The organism is Pseudoalteromonas sp. SG43-6 (assembly GCF_014164365.1).
In the GTDB taxonomy this organism is placed as follows: domain Bacteria; phylum Pseudomonadota; class Gammaproteobacteria; order Enterobacterales; family Alteromonadaceae; genus Pseudoalteromonas; species Pseudoalteromonas rhizosphaerae.
The window spans coordinates 13,891-31,443 of the sequence record NZ_JACJEZ010000045.1 but is presented as its reverse complement, the minus strand read 5'-3'; the positions used below and the strand labels follow the sequence as shown (position 1 = coordinate 31,443).

Genomic DNA, 17,553 nt, shown 5'->3' with positions numbered 1-17,553 from the left:
ATGTATTTGAGCTTTTTTAATTTAAGTGAAATGCCTTTCACCTTAACCCCTAACACCGAGTTTTTCTGTGCGCTTGCACCGCATAATGAAGCAATGCAGGTGCTTATTACTGCACTTGAAATGGGAGAGGGGTTTATTAAGGTAGCAGGAGAGGTCGGCACGGGTAAAACTTTATTGTGCCGTAAATTACTTAATCAAATTGAGCATGATTACACCGTTGCTTATCTACCTAACTCATATTTAAGCCCAGATGAGCTACGCTGGGCACTCGCTGTAGAGCTAGGTATGGACGTTGATAAACAATTAGATCAGCAAGCACTAAGTCAGTTGATCAATCATCATTTATTAGCGTTACAAAAAGAAGGCAAAAAAGTTGTTTTACTGATAGATGAGGCGCAAAGCCTAAGCTGGGATGCTCTTGAAGCGTTACGACTATTTACCAATATTGAAACTGAAAGCGAAAAACTGATTCAAGTGGTGCTGTTTGGGCAGCCCGAATTAGACGAAAAACTAGCGCATACACGGGTTCGCCAATTACGCCAGCGTATTAGCTTTTCTTACCAGCTAAGACCAATGACTAGCGGCGAAGTAATTTACTATATTAATCATCGATTACAGGTCGCAGGTTTTAAAGGTGCACCGCTATTTACCAAGCAATTAGGCTTAAAAATAGCGCAAGCAAGTCGTGGTATTCCTCGGTTAGTAAATATCTTATGTCATAAAACCTTGCTGCAAGCTTACGGTGAAGGGCTCACCGCAGTAAGTAGCCGGCACATAAAGCTTGCGGTAAAAGACACCGAAGATTGCACCGTGAATAATTACATCAATGGTTGGAATATTGCAGTGGTGAGTCTATCGGCTATTGCCATTATGATAATTTGGGCGTGGAGGCAATGGCTATGAGTGTCATTAATTCTATGCTTAAAAATATTGAGCAGCGACAGCCAACAACTTCGTTAAATGAGCAAGGTACAGTTGTAGTAGACCCTGTTTATGATTCGCATGGTGTTATTAAAAAGCTACTAATAATCGCCATTGCCTTGTTAGTGGTTGTATTGAGCTATATTTATTTACCTACAGCAAGTGATGATGCTGCTCAATTACCAGAACGAATGGATCTAGTTACCAAAGCTCAAAGCTCAAAAGAGGCTGAGCAAAATAATACGCCAGTGTTAATTAATGCTCCTGTGGTGAGTAACTCTGATGTAATTAAACCAGTTGCTAAAGTAGAACCCATTATTGAAGAAGTCGCAGCGGTAAAAACGGACACCAAAGAGCCGTTTGTAGCTGAAAAACCCATGGTTGCAGCTATCACGGTTGAGCCAAATACAGTGCCTAGTGCCAATAAACAAAGTAGTTTTCAGGTTAAAAAAGTGACTCAGCAACGAACAGAGCAACAGCAAATAGCTGAGCTACTGCGCCAAGCTAAGCAAGCCCTCGAATTTGGTTTATATCAGGAAGGCATAGATGATTTAAGCCAAATTCTTAATCGAGATAAAGGGAATATAGCTGCAAGAAGTTTACTCGCAGCAACTTATTTTCAGCAGCAAGATATTTTATCCGCGCAAAGTATTTTAGAACATGGCATTGCGTTTGACTCGCAAGTACTCGAGTGGCGAGTGCAGCTTAGTAAAATTTATATTACGCGCAAGCAATATTCAGTGGTACAACAATTATTAAGCGATGATTTTGATAGCCAAGGTGATGAGCAATATTGGGCGCTTAAAGGCACTGCTGCGCAGCAGTTAGGTGATCATACTCGTGCATTGGTTTGCTTTGAGCAATTAACACAGTTACAGCCTCAGCAAGGTAAATGGTGGTTAGCTATGGCGACTTCTAAAGATGCACAAGGTGATTACCTCTCGGCGAAACGTTATTACCTAGCTGCAATCGAAGTGGGTAACTTAAACCCTGCAGTGTTAAAACATGCAAAGCAACGTTTGCAGACCTTAGGAGGTGTGTCATGAGACCCAGTCTACGTCTAAGGTTAGGTGATTTATTAGTTGAAGAAAACATGATCACTGAAGCGCAATTGAGTGAAGCGTTAAACGTGCAGGCTGCAACCGGGCGTAAGCTAGGTGCAACGTTAATTGCTCTTGAGTTTATTAGTGAGCCACAATTACTAAGGTTTTTAGCTCAGCAATTAAAAGTTCCCTTTTTAGATATTTCGCAACGCAAAATCTCACCTGAAGTATCCAAGTTGCTTTCTGAAGTAATGGCGCGCCGCTATAGAGCGCTCGTTATAGAAGATAATGGTGACTCAGTACTTGTGGGGATGAGTGATCCGGCCGATTTAAGAGGGCTTGATCAACTCGCACCAATTTTAGCGCCAAAGCGAATTGATTTAGCGGTAGTGCAAGAAAGTCAGATCATGACTGCTTTTGATAACGTTTACCGGCGGACAGAAGAAATTACCAGCTTTGCCGAGCAGTTACATGAAGAGTACGAAGATGTAGAAGAGTTTGATTTAAATTCGTTAGGTGATGAATCCTCTGATGCTACCGTAGTGAAGCTATTACAATCGATTTTTGAAGATGCTGTACAAGTCAGAGCATCAGACATCCATATTGAACCAGATGAAGGTATGTTACGGATTCGTCAACGCGTCGACGGAGTGTTGCAGGAGCATGTACTCAATCAAGTTAAAATAGCCTCAGCATTAGTGCTGCGGCTTAAGTTAATGTCTGGTTTAGATATATCAGAAAAACGCTTACCGCAAGATGGCCGTTTTAATATTAAAGTGCATACACATAGCATTGATGTGCGTTTGTCTACTATGCCGGTTCAATATGGCGAATCGGTTGTTATGCGGCTGCTTGATCAATCTGCCGGGTTACTATCATTAGATGAAACCGGTATGCCTGCAGCGTTGCTAAAACGGTTTCGCTCAATCTTAAAGCGCCCTCATGGCATGATTTTGGTAACCGGGCCAACAGGCTCAGGTAAAACAACCACTTTATATGGTGCGTTGAGTGAGCTAAACCAGCCAGAAAATAAAATTATTACAGTAGAAGATCCGGTGGAGTATCGCATTGGCCGGATAAACCAAGTACAGATTAAAAATAAAATAGGGCTTAGTTTTGCCAGTATTTTAAGAACCGCGCTACGTCAAGACCCTGACATTCTAATGGTGGGGGAAATGCGTGATAAAGAAACGGTTGATATAGGCCTGCGGGGCGCATTAACAGGGCATTTAGTGCTTTCAACTCTGCATACTAATGACGCAATAACCAGTGCAATGCGGTTAATTGATATGGGAGCGCCAGCCTATTTAGTTGCCAGCTCACTAAGAGCCATTATTGCTCAGCGTTTAGTTAGGCGGGTATGTCAAAATTGCAAGCATACATATACACCCGATGCTCAAGAGGCAAGCTGGTTAAAGTATTTAAATGTTAATGTAGACAAAACCGAATTTTTTTATGGTAAGGGGTGTACCGCGTGTAATCACTCAGGTTACAAAGGTCGGGTCGGTGTTTTTGAGTTACTCGAAATGGATGAAGCCATGATGGAGTGTCTTCGTCAAAATGACACTCAAGGTTTTGCTCGGGCTGCCAAGAACAACCCTTACTTTGCGCCGTTATCTACCATGGCGTTAGGGTATGCCAAGCAGGGGATAACCACTTTAGATGAAGTATTTAAAGTGGCTGAATATATTCCTGAAATGGTAGGAGGTGATGATGCACCTTTATAACTATCAAGCTAAAGACCAAAAAGGCATTTTAATTAAGGGGCAACTTGAAGCTGCCAGCCAGGCAGGTGTTGCCGACAGCTTGTTAAAACGCCAATTTACGCCGATCTCGATTACCCAAATCGATAAAGAAAGCGACATTAACCTTCCGCTTGCGCAACTATTCAAAGAAAAAATAGGCCTGGCAGACATGATTATGTTTTCGCGGCAAATGTACTCGTTGCTCAAAGCTGGCATCCCGATTATTCGTGCCATGGTGGGGTTAGCTGATACCACACAAAATAAAGAGTTTAAGCTGGTTTTAACAGACATAATCAAACAACTAGAGCAAGGTCGGGATCTTTCCAGTGCCATGACCATGCACAATAAAGTTTTTAGCAGATTAACTATCGCAATGGTATTGGTTGGCGAAGGCTCAGGGCGGTTAGAAGATGCTTTTCACCAACTCGCTAGTTATTTTGAGAAAGAACAAGAAACGCGCAAACGCATAAAGGCCGCAATGCGCTATCCCACTTTTGTTATTGCTGCATTATTAGTTGCAATGGTGATTTTAAATATATTTGTGATCCCGGTGTTTGCCACCATGTTCGCGAAATTTGATGCAGAACTACCATTAATGACCCAAATTTTGGTGGCAACAAGTTACTTCTTCGTTAATTACTGGTGGCTTTTATTACTCATTCTTATTGGCAGTGTGATCGCTTGGCGGCGCTATTTGGCAACCGAGCAGGGGTTATATAACTGGGATCACTACAAATTAAAGATCCCCATTGTTGGAAATATTATTCATCGTTCATTACTTGCACGGTATAGCCAAAGTTTAGCCATGGTATTGCGCTCTGGTGTACCTATGACTACAGGATTGTCTTTAACGGCAAAAGCGGTAGATAACACCTATATGGAACGTGCAATTTTAAATATTCGTCAAGATATAGAAAAAGGTGACAGCCTGTTAAGGGCCTCAAGGAGTAGCGAGCTTTTTTCCCAGTTAGTGCTACAAATGGTGGCTGTTGGTGAAGAAACAGGGCGAGTTGATGAGCTTTTGCAAGAAGCCGCTGATTATTACGAGCGAGAAGTCGATTACGACTTACGTAGTTTAACCGCCAAGATAGAGCCTATTTTGACAGTGATAGTTGCCGTTATGGTGCTAATTCTCGCGCTCGGTATTTTTATGCCGATGTGGAACATGATGTCTGCAATTAAAGGGGGTTAACAATGCCCAGTAAACCAGGCCATATAGCAGGTTTTTCTCTTTTGGAGCTTGTGCTTGTGGTTATTTTATTGGCGATTGTAATGAGTGTTGCTGTACCGCAGTTTTTAGATATTAAGGAGCGAGCCCATCGTTCAAATATTGATGCCGTTGCTGGTGGTTTTGCCAGTGCTGTTGGTTTAATTAGGGGGCAATGGGAGCTGGACGCGAGACCATCTGGAAATGGGGTTTCGCAGTTTGTTACGCATATAAATTATGGAGGTGTAGTTGTTGGTGTTGATGGCCGATTAGGCACGCCAACAAGTGATGAAACAGAGCAAGAGAACACGCAGGCATTAGTGATGAGTAGTTACAAATGCCAACAGGTGCTGAATGTGATTTTACAAGGTGCGCCAAGCAATACCCTAAGTAGTGACGCGTCAGTAGTTAAAGATGCAAAGTTTTTAGTGAGGTATAACGCAGATAAACTGCAATGCATTTACTATTTAACTCATTCTTTAGATGCGAAAAATATTCCAATAGATGGTGAACCATATGTTGGCACCAGTGGATTTTCGTACTTTCCTGTAACAGGCAAAGTACAAATTTTTAAATCTTAAGTAATAACAAAGAGGCTTACTTATGAAAACGCAATCAATGAAAAGTAACGTAGTTAATAAACAAGCTGGTTTTACTTTGGTAGAACTGATAATCGTGATCGTCATTTTAGGTATTTTGGCTGTTGTTGCCGCCCCTCGCTTTTTGAATCTTCAAGGAGATGCCAATGCATCAACACTTGAGGGCGTTCAAGGCTCTATTCGCAGTGGGATGAATATAGTCAATGGTAAGGCGATAATTGCCAGTGTGCAAAATTATGCATATGACGACGCCAATGTAACCCCAGAAGTGGAAGGCGTAGCACTTCATTATGGCTACCCTGTTGGTACCATTGAAGCATTTGAGAAATTCTTAGATATTGATTTTGCAGATGTGACTGCTGTTGCTTCAAATGTAAATGGTGCTGATTTCAATCTGGTCGATGGTGATAGTGAAACCACAATAGTTACTATCTTCCCTAATAGTTATGTTGTAACCGATAATTGCCGTGTTGAGTACACACCAGCAACGAGTAAAGATAATCCACCAGTAGTTAATATCGTATTGGATGAGTGTTAATTCATTAACAATGAAATATACGTGTAAGCAACGATTGCGTGGCTTTACTTTGGTTGAATTGATTATCACCTTAGTTATTTTGGGTATCCTGTCGGTAACGGCAGGGCCCAAGTTTCTAGGGAGTTCAACGGAAGACGCTTATGCATATCGCGATCGGGTATTAGCAGTGCTAAGAACAGCTCAGTTACGAGCAATGCAAGATACTGGGCTTACGAGTTGTCATAAATTGTACATAACCGCGACCTTAATTGCAGGACCGACACCGGATACCTGCACAGGTGGTGCTGATGTAAATAACCCGGAAGATTCAGTAGTAGCTATTAAAACGCAGCGCAGTGATTTTGTTTTTACTGCATTGGACGATCAAGGTTCGCAATTTACGCAGATCAATTTTGATCCTTTAGGTCGAAGCGATCAAAGCTGTAATGGCACTTGTCGCATAGATATATCTCTTGCCGGAGTATGTATCAGTGGTGAAGGGCTTATATATGCGTGCCCATAATTATGGGTTTACCTTAATTGAATTGATTATCAGCATTGTCATTTTTGCCATTGCACTGACGATTATTACGGGGTTAATTGCACCTCAAGCACGACAAAGCGCTGACCCTATCATACAGCTGCGGGCAAATGAGCTAGGGCAATCATTAATGAACGAAATTTTGGCCAAATCATTTGATGAGCACAGCGAGCGTGCTCCGCCATTTAGGCGTTGCTCAGAAAGTTCGTTAGCCGCCGCAGATTGCACGAGTTCAGCTGATTTAGGTGCTGATACCATAGAAACACGCACCACTTATGATGATGTTGACGATTATATTGCACTGAGTAATCAGCCTATAACAAATAGTTTGGGTCAAGTGCTTACCCAATACCAAGGCTTTAATGTGGTTGTTACCGTGGTATATGACAGTGACTTTAATAGCGCGACAGCAAACGATGGTGTACTTGCAAAGCGTGTCACGGTAATTATAAGTAGCCCTAATGGCGAAGAATACGGTTTTAGTGCATATAAGGGTAATTATTGATGAGTAAGTACCTAAAACAATCAGCATTTACCTTAATAGAGCTTCTGCTTGTTATGGTTATATTGGGGATACTGGCTGTTACTTCTTTTGCTTTTATTAACTCTGGATTTAATATTTATAGTCAAGGGGTGGAGCGCCAAGAGGCTGTAGCACAAGCACGCTTTATGTTGACACGTTTAGCAAAAGAGCTACGCCATGCGATGCCAAACTCTTTACGTTTAAGCTGTGAAAATAACTGTGGTTTGAGCCAATGCCTTGAGTTTACGCCTTTTCAATCAGCTACCCATTACACTGGCTACTTACCTAACACTGCTCCCTTTATTGTTACGGCAGTAGATTTTGAATTAAATGACTTAACTCAACCAAGTCTTGGCGATTGGGCCAGTATTTATCCATTAGATCCAGCAGAAGTCTACGACGTAAGTAATAATAAACGTCTGCAATTAACTAATTTCGTATCATCTTCAAACAGTGAGTTAGATCAATGGCAATTTGATCAAGCATTTGCACAAGAGTCACCAGCAAAACGAATTTACTTACTGGCGACGCCTGTTAGTTTTTGTGTAGAAGGGACACAGCTTTATCGTTATCAAGATTATGGCTTCAATAGCTCCCAGCTGGATGCAGTTGAGCTACAGGCTACAACAGGCGTTAAACGTGATCTATTAGCGCTCCATATAGAAAATAACCTAGCAAATAATGCATTTTTTAGAATTGGGGATATTGCATTAACTCGTAATGCAGTGCTGAACATTCACGCGATTATGGCGTTTAATGATAATGAAGCTATGATGTTTAATCATGAGGTGCATATACCCAATGTACCTTAGCCCACGAATAAAAAGAACGGTTATAAATAAAGCTTATCAAGGTGGTAACCTACTGATTGTCACTTTGGTGATCATTGTTGTGATGCTAGTACTTGGCTTGGCTTTAGTCAGGATTTTATCGGCATCTTCGCAGCAAAATGTGATCGAGTATTATGGCTCTCGCGCTTATTTAGCTGCACAAAGTGGGTTAGAAAGCGGGCTAACTGAAATATTTCCACTTAATAGTCCAGCACTAAACTGTGCAGCAGTAACTACCTCCCCTGTTTTTCAAACTCAGTATTTAGAGAACTGCACAGTAACGATAACTTGTCAGCAATACTTGAATGTACCTGATAGCAGTAATAGCGCAGGCTCGGTGAATGTTTTTTATTTACAAAGCCGTGCCACATGCTCGCCAAGTAGTTGTGCTATCGGCGAAGCATGTCGTAAAGACTACTGGCAAACTCAGCGTACACTCTCTGTCGAAGCGAAGACTTTGCCATGATATATAAGTTATTCATCTTCATAATCATAATGATCTTTAGTGCTAACAGCATTGCTGTAGTTCCTAAAATTGAAGGGCGCTTTATTGAGTTGCAAGACACTTATGTCTCACCGATTTGGACCAAGATAAACTTTCAACAAGAGTACGAAACACCTCCCGCGGTGTTTATGCTATCAACTAATCAAGGGGGTAACCCTGCGATTGTACGAATTCGTAATGTAACAACAACCGGATTTGAAGCTCTACCTTTGGAACCTACCGGGGAAGACGGTGAGCATATTACTATGGGAGCACATTACTTAGCGGTCGAGTACGGTGTTCATGAATTTCCAGATGGCACAATAATGGAGGTTGGCAGTACAGATATCCAATTAGAGATTCAATATGGTCCTAAGTCTAACTACGTTTTGCCTAAAAGTTATCAGGCAATAAATTTTGCTCAACCTTTTGCTGTTAGGCCGAACTTTTTTCACTCTCTACAAACCATTAATAGTTTGGAAAGCAATCCACCTACAGATGCATTACGACCATTTTTAACGATTGCCGTAGAAACTAACTCGCTAACAACTTCGGGGGTTAATATTGCGCTAGAAGCCTCAGAGACACGAAGTGGCTTAATAAATAGTGAAAAAGTGGCTTATTTAGTTGTTGAGCCTGGCAACAATCGTACCTTTGTTGATGATAATCAGGTAGAAGTTTTATGGGAGAGCTTTTTTACTGGTTACAATGTCGATGGTTGGAGTGACGGTTGTAACTATTTTTATTTCTCAAATAATTTTGCTACTGCTCCATTGGTTGTTGCAAGTAAAAATAGCCGAGTGGGCGAAGATGGTGGTTGGCTACGAAGTTGCAATTTGACTCGTACGCGTTTGGGAATAGTTGTTGATGAAGACCGTGATGGAGACAATGAGCGTAGGCACCCAGACGAAGAAGCCTCTATCTTAGCTATGACCAGTACGTTTGTGTCAAATGGCGATGTTCTAAGTTGTGACACATTATTCCCCGGTGCGATTGCAACCTATAACAATGGCCAAATTCAGTTAGTCCAAGGAGTGACAGTCACCGATAACAACGCGAATATGCTTACGACCACAAACTATATTTCAACGGCATTAACTAATATCCCTCTTTGTAATGGTCAGCCTTGCGCTGCAAAAGGTGAAAATGCGTTAACTGCAGGACAAGCTTCACAAGTACCAACAGTGGCCAATGATGGCTCATCGGGTAGTGCAATTCCTACAACACTCGGTGGTGACTATTTTTTTGATGAGTTACAAATGACCATGATTGCGCCTGAGTATAGAGTAACCGCACCCACACGTATTTTTTTACAAAACTCTACTACGTTACTGTCGACGTCATTTTTAACTGTGGCGAATACTAAAATTACAATAGAAAATGGGGCGTATTTAGCGATTTATGTAGATGGTGCGGTGTCGATTGGTGCCGCAGTCGATTTTTCAGCTTTTTTAGTGGCAACAGGTGAAGTACGCATTGCACAAGAAGCTCATTATACTGGCATGATCACCTCAGGCACGGAGATAATTGCTGAAGAAAGTTCATCATTTACTGGTACTGCAGTACCAAATAACATTCCTGGTTTTTGTGGTATTAATACGCCGGTTTTATTGGATCATTACCGATTATCAATGAGTGATAATAAAGGCCTTACCTGCGAAGCCAAAGAACTAACGCTAACTGCTTGTGCTAATGATGCATGCGATATAATTTATGATGAAGTATCCACTTTAGATTTATCACCAAATAATAGTACTCAACAAAGTTGGGTGACGGGTGAGGTGATAACTTTTACTGGCATTACAGATTTACAGTTCGCTAAGCGTACTACAGGGCAAGTGCAATTTGGTTATAATGTTGCAGACCCATCAGCGCCGCTACGTTGTTATATTGGTGGTACAAATGTGGGCTTAGGTGGTTGTAAGGTTACTTTTTCAGACGCGGGGTTTATTTTTAGCGATGAGACTAATAACACCACATCAATTTTAAACCAATTATCAGGTAAACCGTCAAACACCGGGTTCAATGCATCACAATTAGCAATCCAAGCTGTGAAAACGAATACCACAACCGGAGTGTGCGAAGCTGCTTTTCCTGCTGGTGGAGAGGTGGCTATAGATTTAGCCTATAGCTGCAGTGCAGGCTCTACGTGCATCGATAATCTTGCTCTAACAAATAACAGCACAACCCATAGCATTGGTCAAAGTTATCAAACAGTGCCTTTAAAGTTTGATAGTGATTCAAAAGCACCGATTGTGATTAATTATCCCGATGCTGGCAAACTGAGTTTGAATGCAAAATTAAACTTAGTGCTCGATCCCGTGACTAATTTATCGGTGAATTTAACGGGTAGCTCAAATGAATTTGTGGTTAAGCCCTTTGGTTTAGCAATGAACTTTGCTGATAACAGTGCGCAAGCTAATGATGCCAGCGGCAGTTTATTTAAACTAACCGGCGAGTCATTTTCGCTAAAAATGAATGCGGTGCAATGGCTTGATAACCAAGACACCAATAATGATGGCTACCCAGATAATTACAGTGCTATTTCAAGTAATCCAGTCGCTAAGCACTTTATTGGTGAGCAACCGGATGTGCAACCCAGCGTTTATTTGCCAACAGCGGGTGTGCTGGGTACGTTACAAGAAGAAAATTTAGTTGCGTTTGCAGATACCGGTAACTTAAGTGAATCAATATCAAGTTATAGCTACGACCAAGTTGGTATTATTGATTTAGTTGCGGGGCTCAAAGATGCCGACTATTTGGGGGCCGGTGATGTGCGCGGAGCGATTACTCGTGTTGGTCGTTTTGCGCCTTCGCAATATGCGGTACAAAATATTCAAGCCAATGCACAGTGCACCCGTTATGGCAGCAATAGCACTTATTTGAGTGAACCGTTTACGTTAGGGTTTACTGTTCAGGCGCTTAATCAAAATAACCAAGTAATGAAAAACTATATAGGCGGGTTTGTTAATTCAACGGTAAGCATTAATGCAGAGAACAGTGAAGTAGGAAATTATGTCTCGGGTAGTAGTTTAACTCCTAGATTGCAAAACTTAGAGGCTAGCCAGTGGGGCAGTACCGCAGCCCTAGCAGGACTTTTTACTATAAGTGATAGCGATACTATTTTAGCTCGACGCGGCTTTAATGATCCCGATGGCCCATTTGAAAGTGTAAATTTGATGGCAACTGTGACGGGAATTGAAGGGGCTGTATTAACAGCTGCCGACGATAATCCTAATTTAGCAACCGACTGCGCAGCAAACAGCAGCTGTAATAGTGTTGTGCTTAACGATACGCCTATTAGTTTTCGCTTTGGCCGCTTAGTGCTGGGTGATAATGCAGGGTCTGATTTAGATAATTTACTTGTGCCTATGCAGGCGCAGTATTTTAATGGCAGCGAGTTTGTACTTGATACTAATAATAATTGCACTGTCTTTGCACACCCACAAATAACACAAATCACTCCTAGCACGCCTGAGCTCAGTTATATTTATGGCAGTGGAAGAAGTGGTCAACTCGAACAAGGCATTTACCCAGCGAGTAATGGTATCTATGCTGAGCCTAAAGGCGCAGGTATTTTTACACTTGAGTACGATACAGAAAATTGGCTTGAGTGGGATTGGCAAGGAGACGCAAGTCAGTTAAATCCGCAAGGAATTTTACAATTTGGCCGTTTTAGAGGAAATGATCGTGTTATTTACTGGCGTGAAGTACGGTAATAACTGTATGTCAAACCAGCTTAAAATTCAGAGCTTAATGTTTCACAAAGTTGGTTCCTATAAAGCGCTTTATGGGCTGGTTAAAAGCTAATTTATATTAGGTTACTTTTACAGGGGGCTGATCTTAACAAGGGAACAGCCATCATTTGCAACTAATGCCTAGCTTAAATCACTTTTAATTCCAACTGAAGCTCGCATCTTGAGGCTAATTAGGTATAAACTCAGATAATTTTTGAACAAAGCTTGTGTTTTGCCTTGCAAGTACATAGCATAAGAGTTTAATTATAAAAAATAAATAATGACCAAATAATTGCCGCTTTTTGGGAATGGAATATATGCGAATTGCTCCTTTATCTCTGTTAATTTCAGCTAGCTTGTTTGCATCAAGTGCATTTGCACAAGATACAGCCACAGTTACTGGAATTGAATCTGAGATCAGTATTAAACAAGCTGAATACGATAACGCTACACAGATACTTGAAAAACATTTAAAAGAAGAAAGTCAGTTACAAAGTCAACTTGATTTATTACGCACTCGTTCGACTGAGCTGGACAAAGAAAAAAATCAAGCACTTGATGCCATGAATGAAATGTATCGTCGTTTAATTGATGATCCCACTATTGATATAAGTGCTGCACAGGCGCGATATCAGCAAGCTGTGGTTGATCATAAGCAAAATAAAGACGATATCGCGATGCAGTTGGCGGCAATTGCATCCCACCGCAAAGACATTGAACAAATTCGCGTAGCAAAACATACCCAGTTAAATACACTCGAAAGCTTAAAAGAACAATTAACAACAGCCCGAGTTGAGCGCTTACGTAATGAGTTTACCCGTGAAGGGACGCTAGAAGTTAATCACACTATCAACTGTAAACGTACAGAAACATTGGCAGCCTGTGAGCAACGAGGCCAGCAAATGGGCTTACAAAAAGCAACCAAGCGTTTTGTAGATCAAATATTTGCTAACTTAACTGAAGAGCGCCTAGTTGAACCAAAGCGCAATATGGCTGGTGCGCAAGTACAGGTTTTAAGTAGCCATGTAGTTAATAGTGCTTTTAGCGGCCAAGGCAATTATAACGTTAACTTAAGCGTCACTATGCGCGGTGATGTGAATAGCAGTCGCTTATGTAATTTATTGAGTGTTGATAATCGCTATTGTTCAGAGTACGGCACGCCGCTAACGGCAACTTATCAAACTCGTTATGACACTACTTTTACTGATAGTCAGTTAACATTCAGTGATGGTCAGGATAATGCCAACGTTTCGGTGTCACGCTTGAGCGAGCAACCGATACGCGATTATTCAGTCAAACCAATGTCAACGGTTGATACACAGGTCGTTGATAGTAATAAAATGATTGAATTCACGCTGCGTTCAAATGTATACGATGACGAAGTGTTTATTGATGGCGTAAGTTTTGGTTCAACACGTTTAGCAACGACTTTACCAAGTGGTATTCATGATGTTGAAGTTCGCAAGCAGGGTTATAAACCTTATCGCGTGCGTGTTGATTTACGAAAGCCGCAGACGATTCATGCTAAGTTGGTAAAAAAGCCTGAGTCGATTGCTGCACCGACATACACCAGTGAGCAACGTAATACGACATCAGTAACCAGTACAGCTATAGGCAATGCCGCAGCTGCTGACGTGGTAGTCATTCCCGCAGGTAAGTTTGAAATGGGTGATATCAATGGTAATGGACTTGCAAATGAGCGTCCAGTTGTTGAAAAAACCATTGCAAACTCATTTGCGATGCAAAATAAAGAAGTGACAGTCGGTGCTTATCAAAAGTTCGTCAGCAACACTAATTATAAAACTGAAGCTGAGCGTAATCGTGGTTGCGCCTATTATTTAAATGGCGAACCAGTCTGGGAAGCAAATTTAAACTGGCGTAATCCAGGTTTTGAGCAAGGCAGTGATTTTCCAGCCGTGTGCTTAACCTACAACGATGCGAAAGCATACGCTGATTGGTTGTCTGGTCAAACAGGTCAACAATACCGGTTACCTAATGAGGTTGAGTGGGAGTATGCAGCACGCGCTGGTACTAAAACTGAATACCCGTGGGGTAATGAAATAGGTAAAAATTTAGCCAATTGTGGATGGTGTGGTAGTGAGTGGTCAAATAAAAGTGCATCGCCAACTGGCTCCTTTGCACCTAATGCGTTTGGTCTCTACGACACGGTAGGAAATGTATGGGAATGGACTCATAAGTCAGCTGAACAAGCGGATGTTACTGTCCGAGGTGGTGCGTGGAATTTTGCACCTAGTTTAGCTCGTGCTTCAACTCGTTTGATTTTAGCGCCAGACTTTCGTGCAAACTATATCGGTTTTCGTCTAGTACGCGAACGATAAAATTAATTTAAAAAGGAAGCGTTGCTTCCTTTTTTACCCAATTAACAAAGGTAGCTGCACTTTTTATTGCCGAACTGATTCAGCATGGTAAAGTTGCATAAGCTAATATAAGAACGTTTTTCAAAGGTCATCCAGCCTCATGTTTAAAAAGCTCCGTGGTATTTTTTCAAACGATCTATCGATCGACTTGGGTACAGCCAACACCCTCATTTATGTTAAAGACGAAGGCATTGTCCTTAATGAACCATCTGTAGTTGCGATCCGCCAAGAACGCGCTGGTGGTCCTAAAAGTGTTGCCTCAGTAGGGACTGAAGCAAAGCAAATGCTAGGTCGAACGCCTGGTAATATCAAAGCCATTCGACCAATGAAAGACGGTGTAATTGCTGATTTTTATGTAACTGAAAAGATGTTGCAACACTTTATCAAGCAAGTGCATAACAATAACTTTTTACGTCCAAGTCCGCGTGTGCTTATTTGCGTACCGTGCGGTGCTACGCAAGTAGAAAAACGCGCAATTCGTGAATCGGCTATGGGCGCAGGTGCGCGTGAAGTTTATTTAATTGAAGAGCCAATGGCTGCGGCAATCGGTGCAGGTTTACCGGTATCAGAAGCAACAGGTTCAATGGTTGTAGATATCGGTGGTGGTACCACTGAAGTTGCAATTATTTCACTAAACGGCGTGGTGTACTCATCATCTGTACGTATTGGTGGGGATAAGTTTGATGAAGCAATTATCAACTATGTACGTCGTAATTTTGGTAGTTTAATTGGTGAAGCAACGGCTGAAAACATTAAACATCAAATTGGTTCAGCGTTTAAAACAGATGAGCCAATTGAGATTGAAGTACGTGGTCGTAACCTTGCCGAAGGTGTTCCGCGTTCATTTACGCTTAATTCGCATGAAATATTAGAAGCCTTGCAAGAGCCATTAATGGGGATTGTTAGTGCGGTAATGGTTGCCCTTGAGCAATCACCACCAGAGCTGGCGTCAGATATATCAGCCAAAGGCATGGTATTAACAGGTGGTGGTGCATTACTTAAAGATTTAGACCGTTTATTAATGGAAGAGACCGGCATTCCTGTTGTGGTTGCTGATGATCCATTAACGTGCGTTGCGCGTGGCGGCGGTAAGGCACTTGAGATGATTGATATGCATGGTGGTGATGTATTTAGTTACGACTAATGAAGTTAATGTTCGGGCGTGCCATTTCTTTGCAGCTGCGACTTTTTGTCGCAGTGCTTTTGAGTATCGTGTTGATCGTAGGCGATCGTTATACGCAAGGTGGCACCACAGTACGCACTAGTTTAAACACCTTAGTTAGTCCGTTATTGTATTTAGCCAATTTACCTTATGAAGTATTTAGCCTCGGGGCTAAAAGCTTACACACGCGCGATCAATTATTAACTGAAAACGAAGCCCTCAAGAAAAAACAATTACTGCAAAGCGAACAGCTTCAGCAATATCAATTCTTAAACAAAGAAAATCAAAAGCTACGCGCGTTACTTGGTTCTTCTGCTAAGCAGTCAAATCGTAAAATTATTGCTCAAGTTCTCTCTGTTCATTCAAATCCTTATAGCCATCAAGTGGTGATCAATCGTGGCACGATAGATGGCATCAGTGAAGGCCAAGCGGTTATTGATGAGATGGGGGTCGTCGGACAACTTACCAAAGTAGGCTCAACGACGTCTCGGGTGTTACTGATGACCGACACAACCCATGCCACACCAGTACGTATTTTACGTAATGATGTGCGTACCGTGGTTGAAGGGATTGGTAAAATTAATTTAGTTAAACTCTCCCATGTACCCCATAGTTTAGATGTACGGATTGGTGATGTGCTAGTGACATCAGGACTTGGAGGCACTTTTCCTGAGGGCTACCCGGTTGCGGTGGTAACTGAAATTAATCGCGATGAGGGCCGCCCGTTTGCTCAAGTATACGCCGAGCCGATAGCTCAGTTAGATCGTATTCGCTTATTAGTGATCTTATGGCGTAATCAGCAGGAAACTATCAGCAATGAATAGTCGTTACTTTTTATTGATCGCCGTGAGCATCTTCCTTGCGTTGATCATGGCTTTGATGCCATTGCCTTTTTCGTTTGAGCCTTTTCGCCCTGACTGGGTGCTATTAGTATTAATGTACTGGTCGTTAGCTGTTCCACATCGATTAAATATTGGTACGGCTTGGGTAGTTGGCTTGCTGATTGATTTAGCCACAGGGTCACCGCTGGGAATTAATTCACTCACTTACTCAATTTGTATTTTTGTAACCGCAAGTAACTTTCAAAAAATTCGTAATTTTTCAATTTGGCAGCAAGCGATACTCGTGGGCTTATTTTTAACCTTATATCACTTAATGCAATTTTGGCTTAATCACTTTTTAATGGACGTTTATTTCAACCCGCAGTATTTATGGCCAGTCGTGACTGGCATGTTAAGTTGGCCTTGGATTTTCTTATTGCTACGTAAATATCGCCGTCATTTCAGGATCAGATAATGCAAACCGCCATTTATCTAGCGTCAGCTTCTCCCCGGCGCAAAGAATTGCTCACTCAACTTGGTATCGAATTTTCACAATTTAGTGTCGATGCTGATGAAAGCCAGCTAGCAGACGAAACACCCCTTGAACTTGTTGAGCGTTTAGCGCGTCTAAAAGCCCAAACTGGTGTTGCTATGGGATACACAGATCGCCCCGTACTCGGCAGTGATACCGTGGTGGTTATAGATAATCAGTCACTTGGTAAACCCCGCGATAAAGCTGACTTTATGGCAACCCTAAAACGTTTATCTGGGCGCAGTCATCAAGTGTTAACGGCAATTGCATTTGCCACTGAACACAAGGTTATGAGTTGTGTAGTAACCACGCAAGTGAGTTTTAAAACACTCTCAGAACAAGAATTAGCAGCATATTGGCAAACTGGTGAACCACAAGACAAAGCCGGTGGCTATGGCATACAAGGACTCGGTGGGCGCTTTGTTACTAATATTTCCGGTAGCTATTTTGCGGTAGTAGGCTTACCTTTATATGAATGCGAAAAATTATTAAGCGAATTCCTAAGTAGGTAAC

At 41.8% G+C, this 17,553-nt stretch carries 16 protein-coding genes; all 16 read left to right on the top strand.

All coding sequences use genetic code 11. The features are described 5' to 3' along the window. The 16 genes from H5201_RS17220 (at nucleotide 1) to H5201_RS17145 (ending at nucleotide 17,552) form a co-directional block, all read left to right on the top strand. Entirely contained in the window at nucleotides 1-903 is a 903-nt protein-coding gene (locus H5201_RS17220) for an ExeA family protein (RefSeq protein ID WP_182717714.1), read from the top strand. Further along, nucleotides 900-1,967, top strand: coding sequence for a lipopolysaccharide assembly protein LapB (locus H5201_RS17215; protein WP_182785120.1), 1,068 nt, complete (start codon nucleotides 900-902; stop codon nucleotides 1,965-1,967). The genes H5201_RS17220 and H5201_RS17215 overlap by 4 nt, the downstream gene beginning before the upstream one ends. Further along, nucleotides 1,964-3,691 (top strand): GspE/PulE family protein, encoded by a 1,728-nt coding sequence (locus H5201_RS17210; protein WP_182785119.1) that lies wholly within the window; start codon nucleotides 1,964-1,966, stop codon nucleotides 3,689-3,691. Before H5201_RS17215 ends, H5201_RS17210 begins: the two co-directional genes overlap by 4 nt. Then, complete coding sequence (locus H5201_RS17205; RefSeq protein ID WP_182717749.1) at nucleotides 3,678-4,901, top strand: type II secretion system F family protein; 1,224 nt, start codon at nucleotides 3,678-3,680, stop codon at nucleotides 4,899-4,901. The genes H5201_RS17210 and H5201_RS17205 overlap by 14 nt, the downstream gene beginning before the upstream one ends. Nucleotides 4,902-4,903: 2 nt before the next feature. Beyond that, nucleotides 4,904-5,497, top strand: coding sequence for an agglutinin biogenesis protein MshB (locus H5201_RS17200; RefSeq protein ID WP_182740307.1), 594 nt, complete (start codon nucleotides 4,904-4,906; stop codon nucleotides 5,495-5,497). A 22-nt stretch (nucleotides 5,498-5,519) separates the two neighbouring features. Continuing rightward, the gene (locus tag H5201_RS17195) at nucleotides 5,520-6,053 is read left to right on the top strand and encodes a prepilin-type N-terminal cleavage/methylation domain-containing protein (protein ID WP_182740308.1); all 534 of its coding nucleotides are present in this window, start codon (nucleotides 5,520-5,522) and stop codon (nucleotides 6,051-6,053) included. A gap of 10 nt (nucleotides 6,054-6,063) precedes the next feature. Continuing rightward, nucleotides 6,064-6,555: a type II secretion system protein gene (locus tag H5201_RS17190; protein WP_182717719.1), complete on the top strand. Its 492-nt coding sequence runs from the start codon at nucleotides 6,064-6,066 to the stop codon at nucleotides 6,553-6,555. After that, nucleotides 6,542-7,078 (top strand): prepilin-type N-terminal cleavage/methylation domain-containing protein, encoded by a 537-nt coding sequence (locus tag H5201_RS17185; RefSeq protein WP_182717720.1) that lies wholly within the window; start codon nucleotides 6,542-6,544, stop codon nucleotides 7,076-7,078. The genes H5201_RS17190 and H5201_RS17185 overlap by 14 nt, the downstream gene beginning before the upstream one ends. Further along, complete coding sequence (locus H5201_RS17180; protein ID WP_182740311.1) at nucleotides 7,078-7,908, top strand: type II secretion system protein J; 831 nt, start codon at nucleotides 7,078-7,080, stop codon at nucleotides 7,906-7,908. The genes H5201_RS17185 and H5201_RS17180 overlap by 1 nt, the downstream gene beginning before the upstream one ends. Further along, complete coding sequence (locus H5201_RS17175; RefSeq protein WP_182717722.1) at nucleotides 7,898-8,392, top strand: pilus assembly PilX N-terminal domain-containing protein; 495 nt, start codon at nucleotides 7,898-7,900, stop codon at nucleotides 8,390-8,392. The genes H5201_RS17180 and H5201_RS17175 overlap by 11 nt, the downstream gene beginning before the upstream one ends. Next, nucleotides 8,389-12,129, top strand: coding sequence for an H-type lectin domain-containing protein (locus H5201_RS17170; protein WP_182785118.1), 3,741 nt, complete (start codon nucleotides 8,389-8,391; stop codon nucleotides 12,127-12,129). Before H5201_RS17175 ends, H5201_RS17170 begins: the two co-directional genes overlap by 4 nt. A gap of 335 nt (nucleotides 12,130-12,464) precedes the next feature. Continuing rightward, nucleotides 12,465-14,486: a formylglycine-generating enzyme family protein gene (locus H5201_RS17165; protein ID WP_182717724.1), complete on the top strand. Its 2,022-nt coding sequence runs from the start codon at nucleotides 12,465-12,467 to the stop codon at nucleotides 14,484-14,486. 139 nt (nucleotides 14,487-14,625) lie between these two features. Next, on the top strand, nucleotides 14,626-15,669 hold the full coding sequence (locus H5201_RS17160) for a rod shape-determining protein (protein WP_145238587.1): 1,044 nt from the start codon (nucleotides 14,626-14,628) through the stop codon (nucleotides 15,667-15,669). Further along, complete coding sequence (mreC, locus tag H5201_RS17155) at nucleotides 15,669-16,511, top strand: rod shape-determining protein MreC (RefSeq protein ID WP_182717725.1); 843 nt, start codon at nucleotides 15,669-15,671, stop codon at nucleotides 16,509-16,511. Before H5201_RS17160 ends, mreC begins: the two co-directional genes overlap by 1 nt. Then, nucleotides 16,504-16,983: a rod shape-determining protein MreD gene (gene mreD, locus H5201_RS17150; protein WP_149982649.1), complete on the top strand. Its 480-nt coding sequence runs from the start codon at nucleotides 16,504-16,506 to the stop codon at nucleotides 16,981-16,983. Before mreC ends, mreD begins: the two co-directional genes overlap by 8 nt. After that, complete coding sequence (locus tag H5201_RS17145; RefSeq protein WP_149982650.1) at nucleotides 16,983-17,552, top strand: nucleoside triphosphate pyrophosphatase; 570 nt, start codon at nucleotides 16,983-16,985, stop codon at nucleotides 17,550-17,552. The genes mreD and H5201_RS17145 overlap by 1 nt, the downstream gene beginning before the upstream one ends. The last annotated feature ends 1 nt before the right edge of the window (nucleotide 17,553 follow it).